At 57.5% G+C, this 18,612-nt stretch carries 22 protein-coding genes; 13 read left to right on the top strand and 9 right to left on the bottom strand.

Going from position 1 to position 18,612, the window contains the following annotated elements; all coding sequences use genetic code 11:
• Positions 1-125: 125 nt before the first annotated feature.
• Both Y5S_RS15260 and Y5S_RS15255 read left to right on the top strand, forming a co-directional pair.
• Entirely contained in the window at positions 126-701 is a 576-nt protein-coding gene (locus Y5S_RS15260; protein ID WP_035234179.1) for a DUF4334 domain-containing protein, read from the top strand.
• A gap of 162 nt (positions 702-863) precedes the next feature.
• On the top strand, positions 864-1,346 hold the full coding sequence (locus Y5S_RS15255; RefSeq protein WP_052041646.1) for a hypothetical protein: 483 nt from the start codon (positions 864-866) through the stop codon (positions 1,344-1,346).
• A 257-nt stretch (positions 1,347-1,603) separates the two neighbouring features.
• Here Y5S_RS15255 and Y5S_RS15250 read toward each other — a convergent pair whose 3' ends face one another.
• Positions 1,604-2,398: an SDR family NAD(P)-dependent oxidoreductase gene (locus tag Y5S_RS15250; protein ID WP_035234209.1), complete on the bottom strand. Its 795-nt coding sequence runs from the start codon at positions 2,396-2,398 to the stop codon at positions 1,604-1,606.
• Between the two features lie 145 nt (positions 2,399-2,543).
• Here Y5S_RS15250 and Y5S_RS19745 point away from each other — a divergent pair, with 145 nt between their 5' ends.
• The gene (locus Y5S_RS19745) at positions 2,544-2,798 is read left to right on the top strand and encodes a hypothetical protein (RefSeq protein ID WP_197055161.1); all 255 of its coding nucleotides are present in this window, start codon (positions 2,544-2,546) and stop codon (positions 2,796-2,798) included.
• Positions 2,799-2,816: 18 nt separating this feature from the next.
• On the opposite strand, the gene Y5S_RS15240 is transcribed toward Y5S_RS19745, so the two are convergent.
• Both Y5S_RS15240 and Y5S_RS15235 read right to left on the bottom strand, forming a co-directional pair.
• Entirely contained in the window at positions 2,817-4,427 is a 1,611-nt protein-coding gene (locus Y5S_RS15240; RefSeq protein ID WP_052041643.1) for a GMC family oxidoreductase N-terminal domain-containing protein, read from the bottom strand.
• A gap of 54 nt (positions 4,428-4,481) precedes the next feature.
• Entirely contained in the window at positions 4,482-5,015 is a 534-nt protein-coding gene (locus Y5S_RS15235; protein ID WP_035234178.1) for a hypothetical protein, read from the bottom strand.
• A 210-nt stretch (positions 5,016-5,225) separates the two neighbouring features.
• On the opposite strand from Y5S_RS15235, the gene Y5S_RS15230 reads away from it, so the two are divergent.
• Positions 5,226-5,597 carry a hypothetical protein gene (locus Y5S_RS15230; RefSeq protein WP_035234176.1) on the top strand — a complete coding sequence of 124 codons (372 nt, stop codon included), beginning with the start codon at positions 5,226-5,228 and terminating at the stop codon, positions 5,595-5,597.
• Between the two features lie 39 nt (positions 5,598-5,636).
• On the opposite strand, the gene Y5S_RS15225 is transcribed toward Y5S_RS15230, so the two are convergent.
• The 3 genes from Y5S_RS15225 to Y5S_RS15215 all read right to left on the bottom strand — a co-directional run bounded on the left by Y5S_RS15225 (position 5,637) and on the right by Y5S_RS15215 (position 9,369).
• Entirely contained in the window at positions 5,637-7,250 is a 1,614-nt protein-coding gene (locus Y5S_RS15225; protein WP_035234174.1) for a GMC family oxidoreductase, read from the bottom strand.
• 37 nt (positions 7,251-7,287) lie between these two features.
• Positions 7,288-7,824, bottom strand: a complete 537-nt coding sequence (locus Y5S_RS15220; RefSeq protein ID WP_035234172.1) for a twin-arginine translocation signal domain-containing protein — start codon at positions 7,822-7,824, stop codon at positions 7,288-7,290.
• Between the two features lie 102 nt (positions 7,825-7,926).
• On the bottom strand, positions 7,927-9,369 hold the full coding sequence (locus tag Y5S_RS15215) for a coniferyl aldehyde dehydrogenase (protein WP_035234171.1): 1,443 nt from the start codon (positions 9,367-9,369) through the stop codon (positions 7,927-7,929).
• 150 nt (positions 9,370-9,519) lie between these two features.
• Here Y5S_RS15215 and Y5S_RS15210 point away from each other — a divergent pair, with 150 nt between their 5' ends.
• On the top strand, positions 9,520-10,221 hold the full coding sequence (locus Y5S_RS15210) for a TetR/AcrR family transcriptional regulator (protein WP_035234169.1): 702 nt from the start codon (positions 9,520-9,522) through the stop codon (positions 10,219-10,221).
• 58 nt (positions 10,222-10,279) lie between these two features.
• Here Y5S_RS15210 and Y5S_RS15205 read toward each other — a convergent pair whose 3' ends face one another.
• A complete protein-coding gene (locus Y5S_RS15205; RefSeq protein ID WP_035234167.1) occupies positions 10,280-11,266 on the bottom strand; it encodes a YheT family hydrolase in 987 nt (328 codons plus the stop codon).
• Between the two features lie 96 nt (positions 11,267-11,362).
• Here Y5S_RS15205 and Y5S_RS15200 point away from each other — a divergent pair, with 96 nt between their 5' ends.
• The 8 genes from Y5S_RS15200 to Y5S_RS15165 all read left to right on the top strand — a co-directional run bounded on the left by Y5S_RS15200 (position 11,363) and on the right by Y5S_RS15165 (position 15,675).
• Positions 11,363-12,082: a 16S rRNA (uracil(1498)-N(3))-methyltransferase gene (locus Y5S_RS15200; protein ID WP_035234165.1), complete on the top strand. Its 720-nt coding sequence runs from the start codon at positions 11,363-11,365 to the stop codon at positions 12,080-12,082.
• Positions 12,079-12,513, top strand: coding sequence for a DUF1294 domain-containing protein (locus tag Y5S_RS19320; RefSeq protein WP_231552712.1), 435 nt, complete (start codon positions 12,079-12,081; stop codon positions 12,511-12,513). Before Y5S_RS15200 ends, Y5S_RS19320 begins: the two co-directional genes overlap by 4 nt.
• 18 nt (positions 12,514-12,531) lie before the next feature.
• Positions 12,532-12,831 carry a ribosomal protein L7/L12 gene (locus Y5S_RS15190; protein ID WP_035234163.1) on the top strand — a complete coding sequence of 100 codons (300 nt, stop codon included), beginning with the start codon at positions 12,532-12,534 and terminating at the stop codon, positions 12,829-12,831.
• A gap of 24 nt (positions 12,832-12,855) precedes the next feature.
• Positions 12,856-13,281 carry an MAPEG family protein gene (locus Y5S_RS15185; RefSeq protein ID WP_035234161.1) on the top strand — a complete coding sequence of 142 codons (426 nt, stop codon included), beginning with the start codon at positions 12,856-12,858 and terminating at the stop codon, positions 13,279-13,281.
• Between the two features lie 2 nt (positions 13,282-13,283).
• Positions 13,284-13,619, top strand: a complete 336-nt coding sequence (locus tag Y5S_RS15180; protein ID WP_035234159.1) for a TfoX/Sxy family protein — start codon at positions 13,284-13,286, stop codon at positions 13,617-13,619.
• A gap of 25 nt (positions 13,620-13,644) precedes the next feature.
• Positions 13,645-14,220: a DJ-1/PfpI family protein gene (locus Y5S_RS15175; RefSeq protein WP_035234157.1), complete on the top strand. Its 576-nt coding sequence runs from the start codon at positions 13,645-13,647 to the stop codon at positions 14,218-14,220.
• Between the two features lie 218 nt (positions 14,221-14,438).
• A complete protein-coding gene (locus Y5S_RS15170; RefSeq protein WP_197055160.1) occupies positions 14,439-15,029 on the top strand; it encodes a TerB family tellurite resistance protein in 591 nt (196 codons plus the stop codon).
• Complete coding sequence (locus Y5S_RS15165) at positions 15,019-15,675, top strand: methyltransferase family protein (RefSeq protein WP_035234154.1); 657 nt, start codon at positions 15,019-15,021, stop codon at positions 15,673-15,675. The genes Y5S_RS15170 and Y5S_RS15165 overlap by 11 nt, the downstream gene beginning before the upstream one ends.
• 64 nt (positions 15,676-15,739) lie before the next feature.
• Here the strand turns inward: Y5S_RS15165 and Y5S_RS15160 are convergent, their stop codons facing one another.
• Positions 15,740-17,911 carry a lactonase family protein gene (locus Y5S_RS15160; protein WP_035234152.1) on the bottom strand — a complete coding sequence of 724 codons (2,172 nt, stop codon included), beginning with the start codon at positions 17,909-17,911 and terminating at the stop codon, positions 15,740-15,742.
• Positions 17,912-18,194: 283 nt separating this feature from the next.
• A complete protein-coding gene (locus Y5S_RS15155) occupies positions 18,195-18,521 on the bottom strand; it encodes a hypothetical protein (RefSeq protein WP_035234151.1) in 327 nt (108 codons plus the stop codon).
• Between the last annotated feature and the right edge of the window lie 91 nt (positions 18,522-18,612).

Raw genomic sequence — 18,612 nt, 5'->3', positions numbered from 1 at the left:
TTGGTAGTGTTAACAGGCCCTAGGTAAACCCGATTGCGGGACAATGGCGCAAACAGACTGGGGGATATCCGCGTGGGCGCTTAGCGTAGTGCCTCTCGATCAATCCGATTTTCAGGGAGCGCAACATGGGTGCCTCAAGCAACGATAAACAGGGTCTTCAGGAAATCAGTTTTGCTGCCGCGCAAGCGCAGGGGAAAGTATCCGGTGATGATGCGCTGGCCATTTTTGATGCGCTGGAGCCGGTGGACACCGACTTCATGCTGGGTGCCTGGAAAGGGGAAGGGTTTGAGACCGGCCACCCCATGGACGGCATGCTGGAACGATGCCACTGGCACGGCAAGCGTTTTGAGACTACCGAGCATGTGCACCCGCTGGTGTTCCGTAAACGCAACGGTGATCTGGCCAGCGTAAAACCGCTGTTGGCCATGCCGGGGCTTGGTCTTCTGGACAAGCTGCCGATGCTCAAGTCGGAAGCCGCCGGCAGCGTCTTTCAGGTACTGATCCCGCTGCTGACCGGACAGAAATCCGCTGCCCGCTTGCGCATGACCACCTACCGTGGCAAGCCGAGTGCCACCATGGTGTATGACAACCTGCCGATCAATGATGTCTTCCGTAAAGTGGATGATGACACCGTGTTGGGTGTCATGGATCTCAAGGGCATGAAGACGCCATTTTTCTTTGTGTTGCGTCGGGATAAATAACGCCTGGCGCTGACTCTCCTGGTTGTTATTGTGGGAGCGTGCCCGCACGCTCCCGCTGGAGCCAGTCTGAACACATTGCTGATGCTCTCTACCGGTACGGTCTTATCAAACAAGTCGTGAAAAATCTGGCACACTTCCCTGATCTTTTTCTGGGGACGCCGGATGGAACAGTGGGCACCACAATATTCTCGCGGTGAGCGGTTAAAGCTTCTGGCTTTTCACGGCGCCTGGGCGCTGCCGTTGTTACTGCTCACCCAGTTTGTTTTCTTTCCCTGGTTCGAAACCTTCGTGGAGACTGCGCCGTGCCGCCGAGCAGGACCGTTCAGTGCCATGGAAATGCTGATTTATGGGATCTTTGTGGGCTTGCCCGGCAGTTTTGTTTTAGTGGTGCTGGCGATTGAAGGTCGGCACAGCCTGCGGGTATGGCTGCTGGCCCAGCATCCGTTGCCGGATGAGAAAGTCTTCAAGCCAACCCGTTATGTGTACGGTCGCCGCGCTCGCCTGCGACCGTTGTTGTTTCTGTTAGTCATTCTGATGGTCACCGGCCTGACGATTCAGGGTGTGTTCTGGGCGGGGGAATTTCTGGATCGATTGGGACCGGAGCAAGGCTGTTCTGCTCCCTTGCTCGGTAACGGAGCCCCGTAGGCGGCCAGCTTGCCGGGGCGAAAATAATAGATTCAAGTTTCGAAAAGCGAGTTTCGAAAAGCAAACACCCCTAATCTCGTGTCTGGCAGCCGTTTTTGGATTTTCGAAACTCGTTACTCGTCACTCGCTTCTGGAATCCATACCTCGCCAAGGCTCGGATCGCCCCGGCAAGCTGGGCTCCTGCGGGGCTTTGTAGGAAGTTGGGAGCGAATGGTGGAGATCGGCCCTTTGCTCTGTGCATGTTGCGTGACGCGTCGCTAAAAAATCACTTCCATGATGCGGCGCATCATGCCGTAGGGGAGGAGGCGGCTGTAGAAGGTGGCGAGCCAGTTGAGGGTGCCGGGGACCACTTCCCGGGTGCCTCGTCTGAGCCCTTTCAGTGCAGCGCAGACCACGTGCTCGCTCTTGCCAGTCATGAAACAGGCGATCCAGTTACGCTGGTGGCCGGCCACCTCGAAGAAGGCGGTTTCGGTGGCACCGGGGGAGACCACGGTGACACGAATACCATCCGGCGCGAGCTCGCCATTCAGGGCATAGCCGAGGGCGCGCACATAGTATTTGCACGCGCTGTAGGCGGCATAGCCGGGGATGGCCATGTGCCCGGCTACCGAGGCCACCAGCAGGATGTAGCCTTCACCACGATCTTTCATGTCGGCGGCATAGTGATGGGTCAGGTGTGACAGGGCATTCATGTCCAGTTGCATCATGCCGTGCAGGTCATCCCACTGTTGCGTCAGGTACGGTGCCTGCAGGCCGAGCCCGGCATTGTTGATCAGGATGTCCACCTTGAGGCCGGCATCGGCAATGCGCGCGATCAGGGATTCCCGTGAGGCTTCGTTTACCAGATCGCAGGCGAAGACATGGATATCCACACAGACACCTTTTGCGGCACACTCGGCGGCCAGTTCCTGCTTGAGCGCTTCAAGGCGATCCACGCGGCGGGCAGTCAGGATCAGGTTGGCACCGGCGGCGCACAGCTGGCGGGCATAGTCCATGCCCATGCCGGAGGATGCTCCGGTGATCAATGCGGTCTTGCCGGAAAAATTGCTCATACCCTTCATCTTCCCTCGTTTCATTTGGATAAGATCCACCTGCAAAAACGTCGTTGGCAACTGCGGACGATTTGCCGCAGGTCGCAACGTGCCGGCCTGCCCTTTGCTACCATCCCCCGTGACTTCACGGGGAAAGGGAAATGCCATGACACCAATGCAATGGGCGCTGACCGGCGTATTACTGATTACAGTGCCGTTTGGACTCAGCATGCTTGGCAGTGGCATTGCCGCGCTCAAGGGCACCCGGCTGGACGCTGGCGCGGCGGATCCGTGCTATGTGTTTGGCGTCGATATCAGCGGTCTGCTCTACAACCTGTTCATGTGTTACTGGCTGGTGATCTTCTCCGCTCCCATCGCCATGGGTTGTTGGATCTGGGCTGCGATTCAGGCGTGGTGGTAAGCGCCACCCTGCCCTTCGTTATCCCTTGAGACGGTCCGCCAACAACGAGGCATTACGAGCGCTGACGCCGTAAATACTCAGCTGTGGATTGGCTCCCACACTGGTGGGAAACACCGAGCCGTCCATGACATAGAGCCCGTCCAGATACTTGTAGCTACCATCACTGTTGACCACGCAACGGCTATCGTCCGCGCCCATGGCCAGGCCGCCCATCACATGAGCACAACCGATGCCGGTGGCCACGGGAACATAGTCCAGCGCTGCCAGCTTGAGTTGTGCTTCTTGCCAGTTGTTGTAGTAGTCCGCCTGGCTGTGACTGGGGCGGACTTTTTTAGCCCCGGAGGCAAAGAACATTTCCACCATGCTCAAGTGGGCACGCCGGGTGCCTTCCAGCACGTAGTCATTAATCGGGTAATCCAGTACCGGCTCGCCGTTGTCGCGCAGTTCCACCGCCCCGCCCTGGCTTTGTTCATGAAAGCCGTCGCGGATCATGGCGATGGAGCCGCCCATGTTGGGCAACTGCAGAATTTCGTCCCAGGCCTGTTGGCCAAACCCGGCCACAAAGGCGCCGACCATGCCGGGATGCAGGGCCATCATTTCCATCTTGTAGCCTGCTTGCCCGGCGATGCCGTCCCGGTGGCTGAACTCATCGCAGTAGATGCTTTGCGGCGCGCCGTAATAGGGGGCGATTTCCTTGTCGAAAATGCCGAAGGCAAAGCTGGTGGGGTGGGTGAAGGTGCGCTTGCCGACCCGTTCGTGGGGGTCCGGCACGTTGGAGCGCAACAACAGGGCCGGGCTCTGGATGGAGCCACCGGAGACAATCACTGTGGGTGCTTTCAGCGTCAGTGTGGCACCGGTAGCAATCTTGTTGTCGTCCAGGGTCTTGATGCGTACCCCGGTAATTTTTTCGCCCTCGATAATCAGGGTGTCCGCCTGGGCGCTGTGCAGCAGGGTGGCGCCGGCATCAAGGGCGGCGGGAATGGTGGTCACCAGCATGGATTGTTTGGCATTGGTGGGGCAGCCCATGCCGCAGTAACCCAGGTTCCAGCAACCGCTCACGTTGCGGGGAATGGCATCGGATTGCCAGCCCAGCGACTGGCAGGCTTCCAGCATGATCTGGTTATTGCGATTGTGGGCCACCCACTTCATGACCTTCAGGCGCTGTTCGATCTGTGCAAACCAGGGGGCCATGGTGTTTTCATCCATACCCTGTACACCAAACTCGTCACGCCAGAAGTCCAGGGTTTGCGGCGGGGTGCGGAACGAACTGGTCCAGTTCACCACCGTGGTGCCGCCGACCGCCCGCCCCTGCATGATGGACATGGTGCCGTCCTTGGTGGCGCGCATGCCGCCTTCCTGATAGAGGTCGTGATAAGCCTCGGCCTCGTTCAGGTTGAATTCATCAGAGCTCTTCAACCGGGCCGCTTCCACCAGGATCACCTTGAAGCCTTTCTGGCTGAGGATCTCGGCGCTGACACCGCCACCGGCACCGCTGCCAATAATCACCACGTCGGCTTCCAGGGTGCGGTCACTGAGTTCCTGACGGCCATCGATCACCTCCCAGCCGTTGGCCTTTGGGTCTTTCCAGGGATCCTTGGACTGGACTTTCAGGGTGCTGAGATCCTGCATGGTGTTTCCTTATCGAGCGCGTGGTTTGTACTGTCAGGCGAAGGGGAAAAGGGGTCAGGAGATGACCCGTTGTGGTGGCCCGGGGTAGCCCGTGGTCAGACCGGCCTGCGGCTGGGCAAACCAGGCGAACATCAGCGGCTGCACCAGCCCTTTCCAGGCCATGCGGGAGAGGGTGCGATCCAGCGTGAACCAGCCCTGCAGGGTGTGTGTCAGGGTCTTGCTGTCCTGTTCGTTGAAGTGTGCCCAGGTGCCGGTAATGAACCAGCGGGCGGCACCCAGCTGCATCAGATCGAACAGCTGAAACAGGGTGGCGCGGGTACCGGGCATGGCGCCGTCCAGCACCTTGTCATAGGCCTTCAGTGCGGTGTCTGCAGATGCAGCGGACTTTTTCAGCGCCTGGGCCAGCACCACGCCGGTAAGCGGTAGCAACAGATCCACATCCTTCTGGCGCAGGTGCAGGTAGCCCTCCGCCGGGCCATCGTTGCTGGAGCAGCCGCTCAGCAGTGCCAGGCTGGAGCCGGTGGCGAGTAGCGCACAGCCAAACAAACCGGTCTTGAGAAAGTCGCGTCGATGCATGTCCAGAGCCATGGCATGAATCCGTCGTTATTCATGGGAATCGTCTGGATGCAATATGGCGGAGTCGGGCATGAAGCAAAATGAGGGATTTGTCTCATTGGGTGAGATTATGACATTGACTTGCGGCTGCCTGCCTGTTCAAGAAGCGACGAGTCTTGCCAGACGGTGCGCTACATTGCCACTATGGCAAGGGTGATCAGAAAAGGATGACAGGGAGAAGTTATGCGAGCATGGATGCCGGTTTTCTTGTTGGTGTCATCGTCTGTTTTTGCGGAGTCATTGGGGCATCTTGAGGGGCAAAGCAAGGATGGCACCAGGTTTCACCTGTCCCTTGAGAGCATCAACAGCACCGTCCTGTCCCACGACAGCAACTATTCCAGGTTGCATACGTTTACCGACCAGCCCTGTGTGTTTCTCATGGGGGATAACTCGATGCTGGCGTGCACGGGCCTGCCGGGAACATTCCTGAACGGGACGTTGTACCGGCAGGCCGGTGAGCCGGATGCCAATAGCCAAGCGGTTCAGCTGGAATGCGAGCAGGGCTGTTCCGACCTGGTTCCACTGACGATGCGGTATATGCCCGATCAATGCTGAGCGCAGTGGCGCCACTCCCTGCGGAGGGCGCCGTCACTCTCATGCCATCAGCTTTTCTGCCAATCGGGTGGCATTGCGGGCGCTCATGCCATAGATGGTCAGCTGCGGGTTGACCCCGAGGCTGGTGGGGAATACTGAGCCATCAATCACATACAGCCCGCTGAGGTGCTTGTAACTGCCATCGCTATTCACGGTACAGCGGCTGTCATCCTGGCCCATGGTCAGACCGCCCATGACATGGGCGCTGCCCAGACCGGTGATGGTCGGTGCGTATTCCAGATTCTCTACACCGGCACGGGCTTCTTTCCAGTTCTTGTAGTACGGCGCATGGGCATGGCCAGGGCGGACTTCTTTTGCCCCCGCCGCAAACTGCATTTCCAGCATGGTCAGGTGGGCCCGTTTGGTCCCTTCCAGCAGATATTCGTTGACCGGGTAATCCAGCAGAGGCTCGCCGTTGTCGCGGAGCTCTACTTTGCCGCCCTGGCTGTCTTCATGGAAACCATCGCGCAGAAGCGCAATGGAGCCCGCCAGGTTCGGCAGGCGCTTGGCCTGATCAAAAGCACTGGCGCCATAGCCACCCACCAGTGCGGTGTTGAGACCGGGATGCATGGGCATCATTTCCAGCTTGAAGCCGGCCGGGCCGTCCACCCCTTCCTTGAACACAAACTCGTCGGAGTACATTGACTGGGGAGCGCCGTAGTAAGGCGCGATTTCTTTGTCGAAGATGCCATAGGCAAAGTTGGTCGGGTGCAGGAAGGTACGGGTGCCTACCAGGCCATGGGGGTCCGGGGCGTTGGAGCGCATCAGCAGGGCCGGGCTCTGCATGCTGCCGCCAGACGTGATCACGGCACGGGCCTTGAGGGTAAGGCTGGCACCGGTGGGGGTCTTGTCGTCCTTTAGCGGACGGGCATTCACTCCGGTCACCTTGTCACCTTCGATGATCAGGGTGTCGGCCTGCACACTGTGAATCAGGGTGGCGCCACTGCTGAGTGCACCTGGCAGGGTGGTCACCAGCATGGATTGCTTGGCATTGGTGGGGCAGCCCATGCCGCAATAGCCGATATTCCAGCAGCCGCTCACGTTGCGGGGAATGACCTCGGTGTGCCAGCCGAGCGCATCGCAGCCGCGCTTGAGCACATCGTTGTTGGCGTTGGGGGGCATCAGCCATTTTTCGATATTGAGGCGCTTTTCCATTGCCGCAAACCAGGGGTCCAGTTCTTTGCGGCTGAGGCCTTCCACGGCGTACTGATCACGCCAGAAATTCAGGGTCTCATGGGGCGTACGGAAAGAGCTGGTCCAGTTCACCACCGTGGTACCGCCCACTGCCCTGCCTTGCAGGATGGTCATGCCGGCGTCCTTGGTGGCCCGCATGGCGCCTTCCTGATACAGGTCGCGATAGGCTTCGCCCTCGTCCATGTTGAACTGGTCAGAGGTTTTCAGCTTGGCGGCTTCCAGCACGATCACCTTGAGGCCTCGCTGGCTGAGAATTTCTGCGCTTACTCCACCGCCAGCACCACTGCCGACGATGATGACATCCGCTTCCAGGGTGCGGTTGTCAGTAATGGTGCGGCCGTCGATCACGTCCCAGCCGTTATCCGTGGGGTTTTTCCACGGGTCTTGTACCTTGATCTGCAGCGTTGTCAGGTCCTGCATGACAATTCCTTGTTCTTGTTGGGGGCGCGTCAGCGAGTCAGGCCGTCACATGCATGGGAGGGCCGGGGTAACCGGTGCTCTTGGCGGCGGCGGGTTTGACATACCAGGCCATGAACATGGGCTGGGTCAGGCCTTTGAAGGCCATGCGGGCAATGCCATTTGTCTTGGCTGACCAGTCTGCCAGGGTCTGTTGCAGTTGTTCTTCGCTTTGTTCCGCGAAGTGGGCCCAGCTGCCAGTCAGGAACCAGCGAGCTGCACCGAGCTGCATCAGATCGAGTAGCTGGAAAAGGGTGTCGCGGGTGCCGGGCATGGCCCCTTCAAGCAGGTCGTCGTAGGCCTTCATGCCGTCGGCGGCGGTTGCGCCTGCAGCGGTCAGAGCTGGACCGAGAACTGCGCCCACTAGCGGGGTCAGCAATTCCACGTCCTGTTGACGGAAATAACGGTAGCCCTCAGCGGGGCCTTCGGTGTTGCTGGAGCAGCCGGTCAGCAGCGCCAGGCTGGAACCGGTAGCCAGTAAGGCACTGCCTGCCGCACCCAGCTTGAGAAAGCCGCGTCGGTTAATTCCCTGATCCATAGGGTGTCCTTTTCTTGTTTTGTCTGTGTAGCCAACCTGCCGCCTGCGAAAGGCAGGGCGTCCCGTCACCGGCCGCCGGGTAGCAGCGGTGACGGGTGGGTCTTACTTGATCATATGTTTTTGAATCAGTTTGTGCATGCCGCGGCCATAGGGGGGCAGGATAAAGCGGGTCGCATTGAACTTGCCCTTCTTGTAGATGCCCTTGGCTTTGGACAGGGTTTTGAAGCCCTCGGGGCCATGGTAAGCACCCATGCCGGAATCACCGATACCGCCGAACGGAATGTCATCCACACCCACATGGGAAATGGTGTCGTTGATGCACACACCACCAGAGTGGGTGTTCTTCAGGACATGGTCGCCGTTAGTGCTGTTCCAGTCGAAGTAGTAAAGGGCCAGCGGACGCGGGCGTTCATTCACGTACTCGATGGCGTCGTCCAGAGTTTTGTAGGGCACCACAATCATCAGCGGCCCGAAGATCTCGTCCTTGGCAATCTGCATGTCGTCGGTGACATTCAGCACCAGGGTATGCGGGATCTTCTGGCTGTTGCTGAAGTCCTCATTGGCCGGGTTGATCTCGATCACCTCGGCGCCCTTCTCGCGGGCATCCTTGAGATAGCCGAGCAGACGCTGCTGCTGGCGACCGTTGACGATGGCGGTGAAGTCCGGGTTGTTGAGCATGGTCGGATAGGACTGGGTCACCTGGGCACGCCAGGCCTCCACGAATTCCTGCACCCGGTTTTCCGGGCAGAGGATGTAATCCGGGGCCACACAGGTTTGGCCGGAGTTCAGACACTTGCCGAAGGCGATGCGCTCGCAGGCATCCTTCATCGGGAAGTCCTGACCAATGATGCAGGGGCTCTTGCCGCCCAGCTCCAGGGTTACCGGGGTCAGGTTATCAGCAGCGGCGCGCATGATGTGACGGCCGACGGCAGTGGAGCCGGTGAACAGGAGGTGGTCAAACGGCAGCTGGGAGAAGGCTTGGCCCACTTCCACCTCACCATTGAAGATGGCGACCTGGTCTTCCGGGAAGGTTTCGCCAATCAGTTTTTCCAGCAGCGCACCGGCTTTCGGGGTGGCTTCACTCATCTTCACCATCACCCGGTTACCGGCGGCCAGTGCGGTGATGATCGGCACTACGGCCAGCTGGATCGGGTAGTTCCAGGGCACAATAACACCCACCACGCCCAGCGGCTGGTATTCCACCCAGGTCTTGCCGGGCCAGCTCAGGGCGCTGACGCTGCGCTTGCTGGGCTTCATCCACTTGCGCAGTTTCTTGGTGGTGTATTTGAGGCCTTCCAGGGTGATCAGGATTTCCGCCAGTCGGGTTTCGTCGGCGGCGCGGTTGGTGAAGTCCTCATTGATCACCTGAACCCAGTCATCCGCATGGTTTGCCAGCAGGGGGCGAAGACGGTTGATCAGCTCGATGCGCTGCTCTGCCGTTGGGTAAGGGTGCTGGCGGAACGCGGCTTTCTGAGCGGCAAAAATACGCTGCATGCGCTCGATTTCGGTATTGCTTTGATGTAGCTCTTTCACTTCGGCGACCATGGTCCTCGCCTCCCGAGTCTGTTTGTTGTGTAAGATAGCGGCTGGCAGGCACGCGAGTGCACTGCTCATAAATTAGCCTTGATAGTGATTTTTAGAGTAATTACTCTAGGAGTCAACACGGCGTATCAAAAACACAACAGTTGTCTCAAAATGACCAGCACCAAGCAGAAGATTCTCGACACCAGCCTGGCCCTGTTCAACAAGCAGGGAGAGCGCAATGTGACCACCAATCACATTGCCGAGGCCATGGGTATCAGCCCGGGAAACCTCTATTACCATTTCCGTAATAAGGGGGTGATTGTGGCGGCCCTGTTCGAGCGCTATCAGCAGAATCTGCTGACCCTGCTGGAGGAGCCCCAAGGCCCGCTGACATGGAAGGTGAAGGTCTATTACTTTGAGGGGCTGCTGGCCTCCATGTGGCAGTACCGCTTCTTTCACCGCGACCTGTCCCACCTGCTGAATGCGGATGCGACACTGGCAGCGGCTTATCGCCTGTTTGTGGAGCGCGTGGTGGAGCGTGGCACCATCATCTACAGTGAATTGCGCAGCAGTGGCATCCTGGAAATGAGTGATGATCAGCTGGAAGGGTTACTGGTTAACACCTGGGTGTTGATGTCGTCCTGGGCGCCGCTGGTCCATGCCTTGCGCCCGGATGCGGCTGATAACGAGGTGCTGGATGAAAGCCTGATGCGCCATGGCATCTATCAGATTATCTGTCTGGAAGAACCTTTTGTGCGTGGTGAAGCCCTGGATCACCTGGAAGAAATGAAGGCCCGCTATCGCTCACCGGACAGCAGCCCTACCCTGCTGTTGGTCCAGCAGACGGCTGCCGCAGCGGTGAAGACGGGCTGACTCCCACGTTCACGTCACCGCTGGAGAAAGGCGAGCAGCACTCGCTCAGGGTGCAGACCTACCGAAACCCATACCCCTGCACAAATGCCAGCAAACGCTGTTCCAGCCAGTAGCGGTTGTCTGCGTCCCCGATGAAACCCACGTGGCCGCCATGGCGGCTGACTTCCAGTGTCACCGCCGGCCCCAATTCCTGATGGCGTGGCAGGGTGGCCGGGGTCATGAACGGATCATCCAGATTCTGCAGGATCAAGGTGGGGGTGCGAACCTGCAGTAATCGCGGCCCGGCGGAGCATTCCGCATAGTAGTGGCTGGCACCGCGAAAACCGTACAGGGGCGCGATGATCTGGTCGTCATAGCGCCAGAACGAGCGGATGCCGGTCATGTCCAGTCGATAAAGGCGTTTGGCCTCGGGAGGGTTGACCTGATCCAGGTGTCGCTTCTTGCTGGCAAAGTTTTCCAGTAGCGCCTTGATCAGATGTTGGCGATACATCCGCGACAGGCCACGATCCAGGCGGTTGGCGCAAATATCCAGCCGCAGGGGTGAACACACGGTGGCGACGCCACTCAGACGGCCACTGTCCCGGTGAGCCAACCAGTTGAGCAGGCGGCTGCCGCCCAGGGAAACGCCAATGGCGAGTCGGTGGCCGGTGGGGTCTTGATGAAAGACATGCTCAATCACCGCGTCCACGTCGTCGGTTTCCCCGGCGTGATAACACAGTGCGGTGTCGTTGGGTTGTTTGGCGCCACGGCTGTTGATGGCCACGGAACGGATGCCGGCATCGGCAAAGGTTTTCTGGAAACCACGCATGTAATGAGAGTCGCTGCAGCCGGACAGGCCATGCAACAGGATCACGGTTAACTGGCCGGGGCGCCGATCCGGTCCCGCCCAGTCCAGCTGCAGGTAATCGCCGTCCGGGAGTTCCAGACGCTCTTGCTGGCGTTGCACCTCAGGCAGTTTGCGTCCCAGCGGTCCCCACAGGGTTTGCAGGTGAGGGTTGCGCAACCAGAGGGGTGCACGAAAAGAAGAATGAAGGATTTCACCCATGGCGGTTTTCCACAGCAAGATTCTCGGAAGGCGTTAACGCCTGGCTATGGTAGCCTTTTGCTTTTGTTGCGACATCCCGGATTGATTGGAGCAAGCATGTCTCGCCGTTTTTTTGATGATCAGGAATTTCAGTCCGACCAGCTAGTGGAACTGGGTGCGGCCGCCAGCCACCATATTGGCAAGGTGCTGCGTATGGCAGAAGGCGATGCCATTGAGGTCTTTAACGGTCGCGGTGGGGAATGGCAGGCGCGTATTGACACGATCACCAAGAAGTCGGTCACTGTGGAGTTGCTGGCCTTTAACGAAGCTAACCGCACCCCGCCGCTGTCCGTCACCGTGGCCTTGCCCATGATCAAGGGCGATCGCATGGATTACGCGATCCAGAAGGCCACCGAAATGGGGGCGGCAAAGATCGTGGTGCTGGATACGGAACGCTGTGAGGTGCGCCTGAAAGGCGAGCGTGCCGACAAGAAGCTGGGCCAATGGCAGGCCATTGCCATCAGTGCCTGCGAGCAGTGCGGGCTGAACATTCCTCCCACCGTTTGCGGGGTGGAAAATCTGAAAAGCTGGTTGGGCAGTGCGTTGCCAGCAGGCAAGCTGATTGCCCATCCCGGTGAAAAGGCGTTCGATCCAGCGGTGCTGACCCGGGGCGAATCGCTGGTGTTGCTGACTGGCCCTGAAGGGGGGTTCTCGGAGGAAGAGCTGGCGATGGCACAGGAGGCCGGATTTACTCCGTTCGCGTTGGGTGAGCGTGTGCTGCGTGCAGAAACGGCACCCGTAGCATTGCTGGCGGCACTGTGGGCCTGGCTGGGATGAAGACGCAGCTCGGTTTTTCGGTTGCTGCGGTAGCCACTTTTTTTGCGGCCATGTTCTGGTTGTCTAAAGGCTACACTTTCTTTCCTTTCCTGCTCTTCGCATTTGCCCTGCTGAGTCTGGTGACCCTGATCCTGTATGGGGTGGACAAGCGCGCTGCCCGCCTGGAGAAACAACGAACCCCGGAAAAGCACCTGCATCTTCTGGCGTTGCTGGGTGGTTGGCCTGGCGCGCTGGTGGCTCGTCCGTTGTTTCGTCATAAAACCCGCAAGCAGCCATTCACTACGATTTTCTGGTGTACGGTGCTGATCGGTATCGCCATGATGATGACATTGCTGATTAGCGAGCCTGCGGCCCCTTACCGGGATTGGTTGGATGTAGAAGCGCTGCAGTGGCGAACTGGATTGCAGCAATGGTTCGATAACCGTATTTAAACAGGGAAGAAAAATAGCATGCGATTACCGGATAACGTGGAACAGGTGCTGCGCCAGGAAAGCAAGATCGCGGCGATCAAGTTGTTGCGTGAGGAACACAATCTGGGTCTTCGCGAAGCCAAGGAATGGGTGGAAAACCATCTGGCAGAAACGTCACCGCCAAAAGCGGCGCCGGCCGCATCGGGGAAAAGTGTATCGCGTCAGGATTCCACAGGAGCCAGACAGAGTCGTTCCTTGCCGCTGGGCAGAATGTTGTTGGCCGTGATTGTGGTCGCAGGGGCCTGTCTGGGCTATGCCGTTGCCACGGGTATGTTGTAACCCTTACCAAGAGGAGAGTATGTGATGCTGGTATCTACCCCGATTCTTGCTCCACTGGTGGTGTTGGTGGCCTGGTCCATGGTGATGTGGCTATGGATGTATCTGACCCGCCTGCCGGCCATGAAAGCGGCCAACATGAAACCCGACCCGCAGGCGCCCAGTGGCCAGCAGATGAATACTCTCCCCGCCCAGGTGCGCTGGAAGGCGGACAACTACAATCATCTGATGGAACAGCCCACGGTGTTCTATGCCATCGTGCTGGCACTGGCGCTGCTGGGACAGGGTGACGGTATCAATCTGACGCTTGCCTGGGCCTATGTGGGTATCCGCATTGTGCATTCATTGCTGCAGGCGCTGGTGAACAAGATCGAGGTGCGGTTCGTCTTGTTCTTTCTCTCTTCACTGGCCCTTATCGGGCTCACCATTAACGCGCTGCGTACGGTTTTCTGAGTATGGCATTCGATCACCAGCTGGCGGAACGGGTTCGAGAGTGCCTGCATCGTGTGGCAGGTGCATTGCCGGATGAAAAGCGCATGTTTGGCGGTTTGTGCTTCATGATTGCCGGCAACATGTGCTGCGGTATTCTGGGCGATGATCTTATCGCCCGTGTTGGCCCCGGCGCATATTCTGCGTTGTTGGCGGAACCGGGCGCGGCGGAAATGGATTTTACCGGCCGGCCCATGAAGGGCATGATCATGGTGGATGCGGCGGTGCTGGCCGAAGAGGATGCCCTGCAACAATGGCTATCCCGGTGTCTGGATTTCGTCATGACATTGCCACCCAAATAACAGAACAGCACGTTTCGGAGTCAGCATGCAAACCATCGGCATCGTAATTTATGACGAAGCAGAAGTGCTGGATTTCGCAGGTCCCTTTGAAGTGTTTTCCACTGCCGCTCGGCTTTGCTCTACCAAACCCTGGTCGGTGTGTTTGATCAGCGAGCGGCAAACGGTGAATGCGCGCGGTGGCTTCACAGTACAAAGCCATTTCACCTTGGACAATCATCCGCCGCTGGATGTGCTGCTGGTCAGTGGCGGTGTGCATACCTGGGCCATGAATAATCGCCGGTTGCTTCAGGCGATCCGCAATGCGGGGGAATCAGCCAGATGGGTCACGTCGGTATGCACCGGTGCCTTCCTGTTGGCTGAGGCGGGCCTGCTTAGTAACGAAAAAGTGACGACGCATTGGGAAGATTTAGCGGATCTTCATCGCCGCTACCCGAATTTGCAGGTGCATGAAACGGTGCGCTGGGTGGAAGATGGCAACCGCATTACCTCGGCGGGCATTTCCGCCGGTATCGACATGAGTCTGCATCTGGTCGAGACATTACACAGCCGTGAGCTGGCCGAGAAAACGGCGCGCCAGATGGAGTATGACTGGCAGGGCTGAACAACATGGCGTGGTTATTGGGTGTCTGTTGCTGGAAATGCCAACCCAGTCACGCTGTGTAAGACATTGACCATAGTGAAGAAGAACAAATTTTGACCATAATTTCCTGAGGGGAAAACGCTGTGACATACAGTGCAACCTGCGTTCAGGCGTGGGATGCGTGTTCATAGTCGAACAACACTTGGGGAATGCATATGATTATCTTCGGTACCAGGGGTGTGACAACCACACCCCAAAAGGGGGAGTTTCACTGTCCGACCTGTGAGACCACACGCAACTATGGTCTCAAGCGGGTGCGCCGCTTTTTCACCCTCTATTTCATTCCACTGATTCCGCTCGACAAGCTGGGCGAATATGTGGAATGCATCAGCTGCAAGGATGCCTACAAACCGTCCGTGCTGGATCATGATCCTGCTGCCAACCGTGAACGTTTTGAAGCGGAATACCAGACCACCATCAAGAAAGTCATGATGCACATGTTGCTGGCCGATGGGGTGGTTGAGGATTCCGAAATTGAAATGGCGCAGCAAGTGTTCCAGAAAGTCTCCGGCCGGGAGATTGCCCAAAGCGCGTTGCGCGAAGAGATCTACCTGATTCGTGAAAGCCAGGAGCCGCTGGCAGAAAGCCTCTCTGCAGTGCGTGGTTATCTGAATGAGGAAGGCAAGGAAATGGTCATCAAGGCGGCACTCTATGTGGCGCTGGCGGATGGCGAATTTCAGGAAGAAGAGCAGCGCATGCTGGCAGAGATTGGTGCCGGTCTGGGTATGACTCATGCCCATGTGCAGGGCGTGATCAGTAGTGCCGCTTGACCGCTTGGTGATCGTGATAGCGGTGTTGCTTAACGCAGCGCTGCTATCACTGCCGATGCTGGTCTTCCCCTTCGATGTTCGTTTTCTTCAGAAGCCTGCGACGGTCGGCTTCTATCTGATGGTCAGTGTTTTTGTGGCGGTGGAAATCATCGCCAGCACCAAGGCCCATCAATCACAGGAACAGGCGCTTTGCCATGCCTGGCTTCCCTATGTGACCGGCATGGCATTACTGGTTTTCTTCTGGATTGATTTGCTTGGCTATCGGCAGATCAATGTGGAGTGGGCCTGGTGGCATCTGATCGGAGCGCCGGTGTTGCTGGCAGGGATTGGTTTGCGGGTTTTGGCGATCCAGACACTGAACAAGCACTTTGTCAGCCACATTGCGCTGCGACATGACCATCGACTGATTCAGCACGGGTTGTATCGCTGGCTTCGCCACCCTTCTGAGCTGGGACTGATTCTGGTATGTGCGGGAATTCTGCTCTGGCAGTCAGTGCCTGAGGCACTATGTTTCATGTTGCTGGTCATTTTGCCGCTGTCTATTTTCCGCATTTATCGGGAAGACGCTGTGCTTGCGGAGCGCTTTCCGGTGCAGTTTGAGGATTACCGCCAGCGGACCGCTGCGCTATTGCCTGGTCTGTTTTAAGAGGATTGGATGGCAATAAAAAGGAGCGCGTTAAGCGCTCCTTTTTTGTCTCTCTGGCCAGAATTTATTCCGTGTAGCCAACGATACTGATGCCTTGCGGGTTGATACCGACGGAGAGTGTTTCCTCAACGGTCAGGGCTCCGTTGTTATCCGCAGAGAAGCGAGTGATGTCTCCAGAGGCCTGATTGGCAATTAACAGGTTCTTGCCGGTGGGGTCTATCGCCATTCCCTGTGGCGCTATGCCGGTGCTCAGCGATGCCGGATTCATGGCCGCCAGAGAACCGTCGTTGGCCACCGAAAACTGGCTGACATTGGACGACAGGGTGTTGGCTGCATAGAGGGCATTGCCTTTGGGAGCCAGTACCAGGCTGGCGGGATACTGGTCTGAGGCAATGTTCTGAACCGCGGGGTAAATCAGGTCGCCATTGGCGGCAACCGAGTAGCGGCGAATGCTGTTATCGCCAGAAGCAGTGATATAAACCGCCGTTCCATCAGCATTGACTGTGATAGCGCGGGGAGCGTTGCCTGCGGAGGTGCTGTCACCCTTGGTCAGACTGCCATCGGTCGGATCGATCTGGAAGGCGATGACTGTGCCGGGGTTGTTGTTATTGCTGACCCACAGATAACGTCCGGCGGGGTCGATGGCGATGGCAGAAGGATCAGGGAAACCAAACTGATCCCGATCGACCAGCAAAATATCATCCGGCATGTAAATACCGATACCGTTGTTGTCTACGATCTCGCCATTGTTTTGAAGTTTGTAGGTGGAAACGCTGTCGTTGCCACTACACACCACATAGAGGTAGTTGCCAGAGGGATGTACCACCAGGGCAGCAGGACCCAGATCCATTTCGGCATCGTCTTGAATCGCTCTAAGTTCATCTACTTCGTAGTCCAAGTTGGCGCTGGTAACACGGCGGTACTGGGATACGGTGTTGTCGCTGTAATTGGCCACGTAGAAGGATTTGCCGTTGGGGTGTGCGGCGATGGCCTGAGGGAACGCACCGGTGGCGGGGGGGGTATCGCCAAGAGGGGTCAAGGTGCCGGCATCATCCATCAGGAATTGACTGACGTTATTGCTGTTGCCATTGATGACATAGGCAGCAGTGGTATGCGCTTCAAGCGCAGGGCCGGTGCTGAATACCAGGTCGGTGGGGTACGCATCCATTGCGACACGGTCTGGTGTCATTGCAGAAAGTTCACCGTTGCTGCTGATGGAGAAAGCCAGCATGGCAGAACCGTTTTGATCAGCAAGATAAATGCGGTTACTGGCCGGGCTTGCCTTCAGGGACCGGGGAGTGTTGGTTGGGACATCAATAGACGGGTTGTCCAGCAGCGAAGCCATACCATTGCTGCCGATGCGTAATTGCCAGATAACATCGTTAGTGATGTCAGAGATATAAAGATAATTCCCGCTTCTATCCAGCGTCAGACCTTCCAGTTGCCCGCCCAGGTATGGTGAGGTGGCGAGACTTTCCAGAGAGCCATTGCTTAAAATTCTGAATTGATGAAGGGAGCCATCATTTCGTTCGATGGCGTAGAGAAGGTCACGATTTGGATGAGCGACAATTTGCCAGGCGGAATCAACAAGGATGCTTTCTTCAAATGTCAGGGTGCCGTCAAGCGCAACGCTGAAGTGTGAGATGCCGTTAACGATGTCAGCGGCATACAGATGCTTGCCACTTCTGTTCAGGGCAACGCTGGTAAACTGCGCATCCATATTATCGGAAACGACCAGTTCCTCGGGCTCCATAAGCGTGATGAGGCCATCTTCATCAAAGCCGAGCTGGTAGATGCCAGCGTTGCCATCAGCGACATAGACATAATTGCCTGAGGGGTGGACTGCCAGATCATTGAGGGCGCCGCCGTTGGTGATGGCGAAATCCATGTAATCCAGTTCACCTCGGGCTGAAAGCGAGTATTGGTAGATGACGCCTCCGTTGGTCAGCGCCATCACTTCATCGTGGCCGGGCCGGATTGCGACAGCAGTAGCATTGTTGATGCTCCCTACCTTGTCCACCAGCCGCATCAAACCACTTTGTGGTTCTACTGCATAGGTTGCCAGGGTATCCCCGTTGTAGGCTGTTGCGATGGCATAGCGTTCAACGTTTGCAGTGCCGGGAGCAGGGGCGCCATTGTTGTTGGAGCCTCCACCGCCTCCTCCGCCGCAGGCAGTCAAGACAATGGTGCTGGCCAGCACCAGGGAAGGGCCAATGGGGTGCAGAAAGCGTGACATGAGTATTCCCTCTAGGTGAATGTTTTTCCCTGGGTCGTGGCGTCGTTCGCAACGGTTCAAAATATTGAAAATTATTTTTATGGTTCTTGTCGGGGTTGACCGGTAGGCGAGAAAGTCTAGGAGGATGTGGGTGATGGCACTGTGCCATGCATCATGTTTTGCATAGCTGTGACGTAAAGAATGGGCAGGTTTGTGGTAATTTAGGTGCGCATAAAAAGTGGAATATTTCTGAAACGGATTCAGAAAAAGTGACCTCCCTGCAGGATACAGAGAGGCCAATATTTTAATCGATTTCGTCAGGTTCGACGCCGGTTACATGAGGGGTGTCCACCTTGGGCAGCCGAGTAGTGGTTTGGGTCTGAGGCTCGGCGGCGCGACGAATGATATCGCGATCCAGGCCGCCGCGGGCGGCCGGTTGTTGCTGGAAGTTGGCTTTGCCGGCACCGCCTCCACCGCCATGATGAAAGCGGTGAGCGGCAGTCGGTGCCGAACGCTGACTTTCGCCCTTGATGCCATCGATTTTCAGGTAGCCTGCGCACAGACCTTGCTGGCTGGTGGCGATGGCGAGGGTCAACGTGGCGATACGAAAACACTGTTTTATCGGGTTCATGGTAAGACTCCTTGTTTGAGGTTAAGTGTTCAGGAGTCGCAGGCCCGCCAGTAACGGTTCAATTTTTTTGGGGATAATGCGGGGGAATTAA

Source organism: Alcanivorax nanhaiticus (assembly GCF_000756665.1).
Classification (GTDB): Bacteria; Pseudomonadota; Gammaproteobacteria; order Pseudomonadales; family Alcanivoracaceae; genus Alcanivorax; species Alcanivorax nanhaiticus.
The sequence above is the reverse complement of the archived record's forward strand: the minus strand, read 5'-3'. Positions and strand labels throughout refer to the sequence as shown.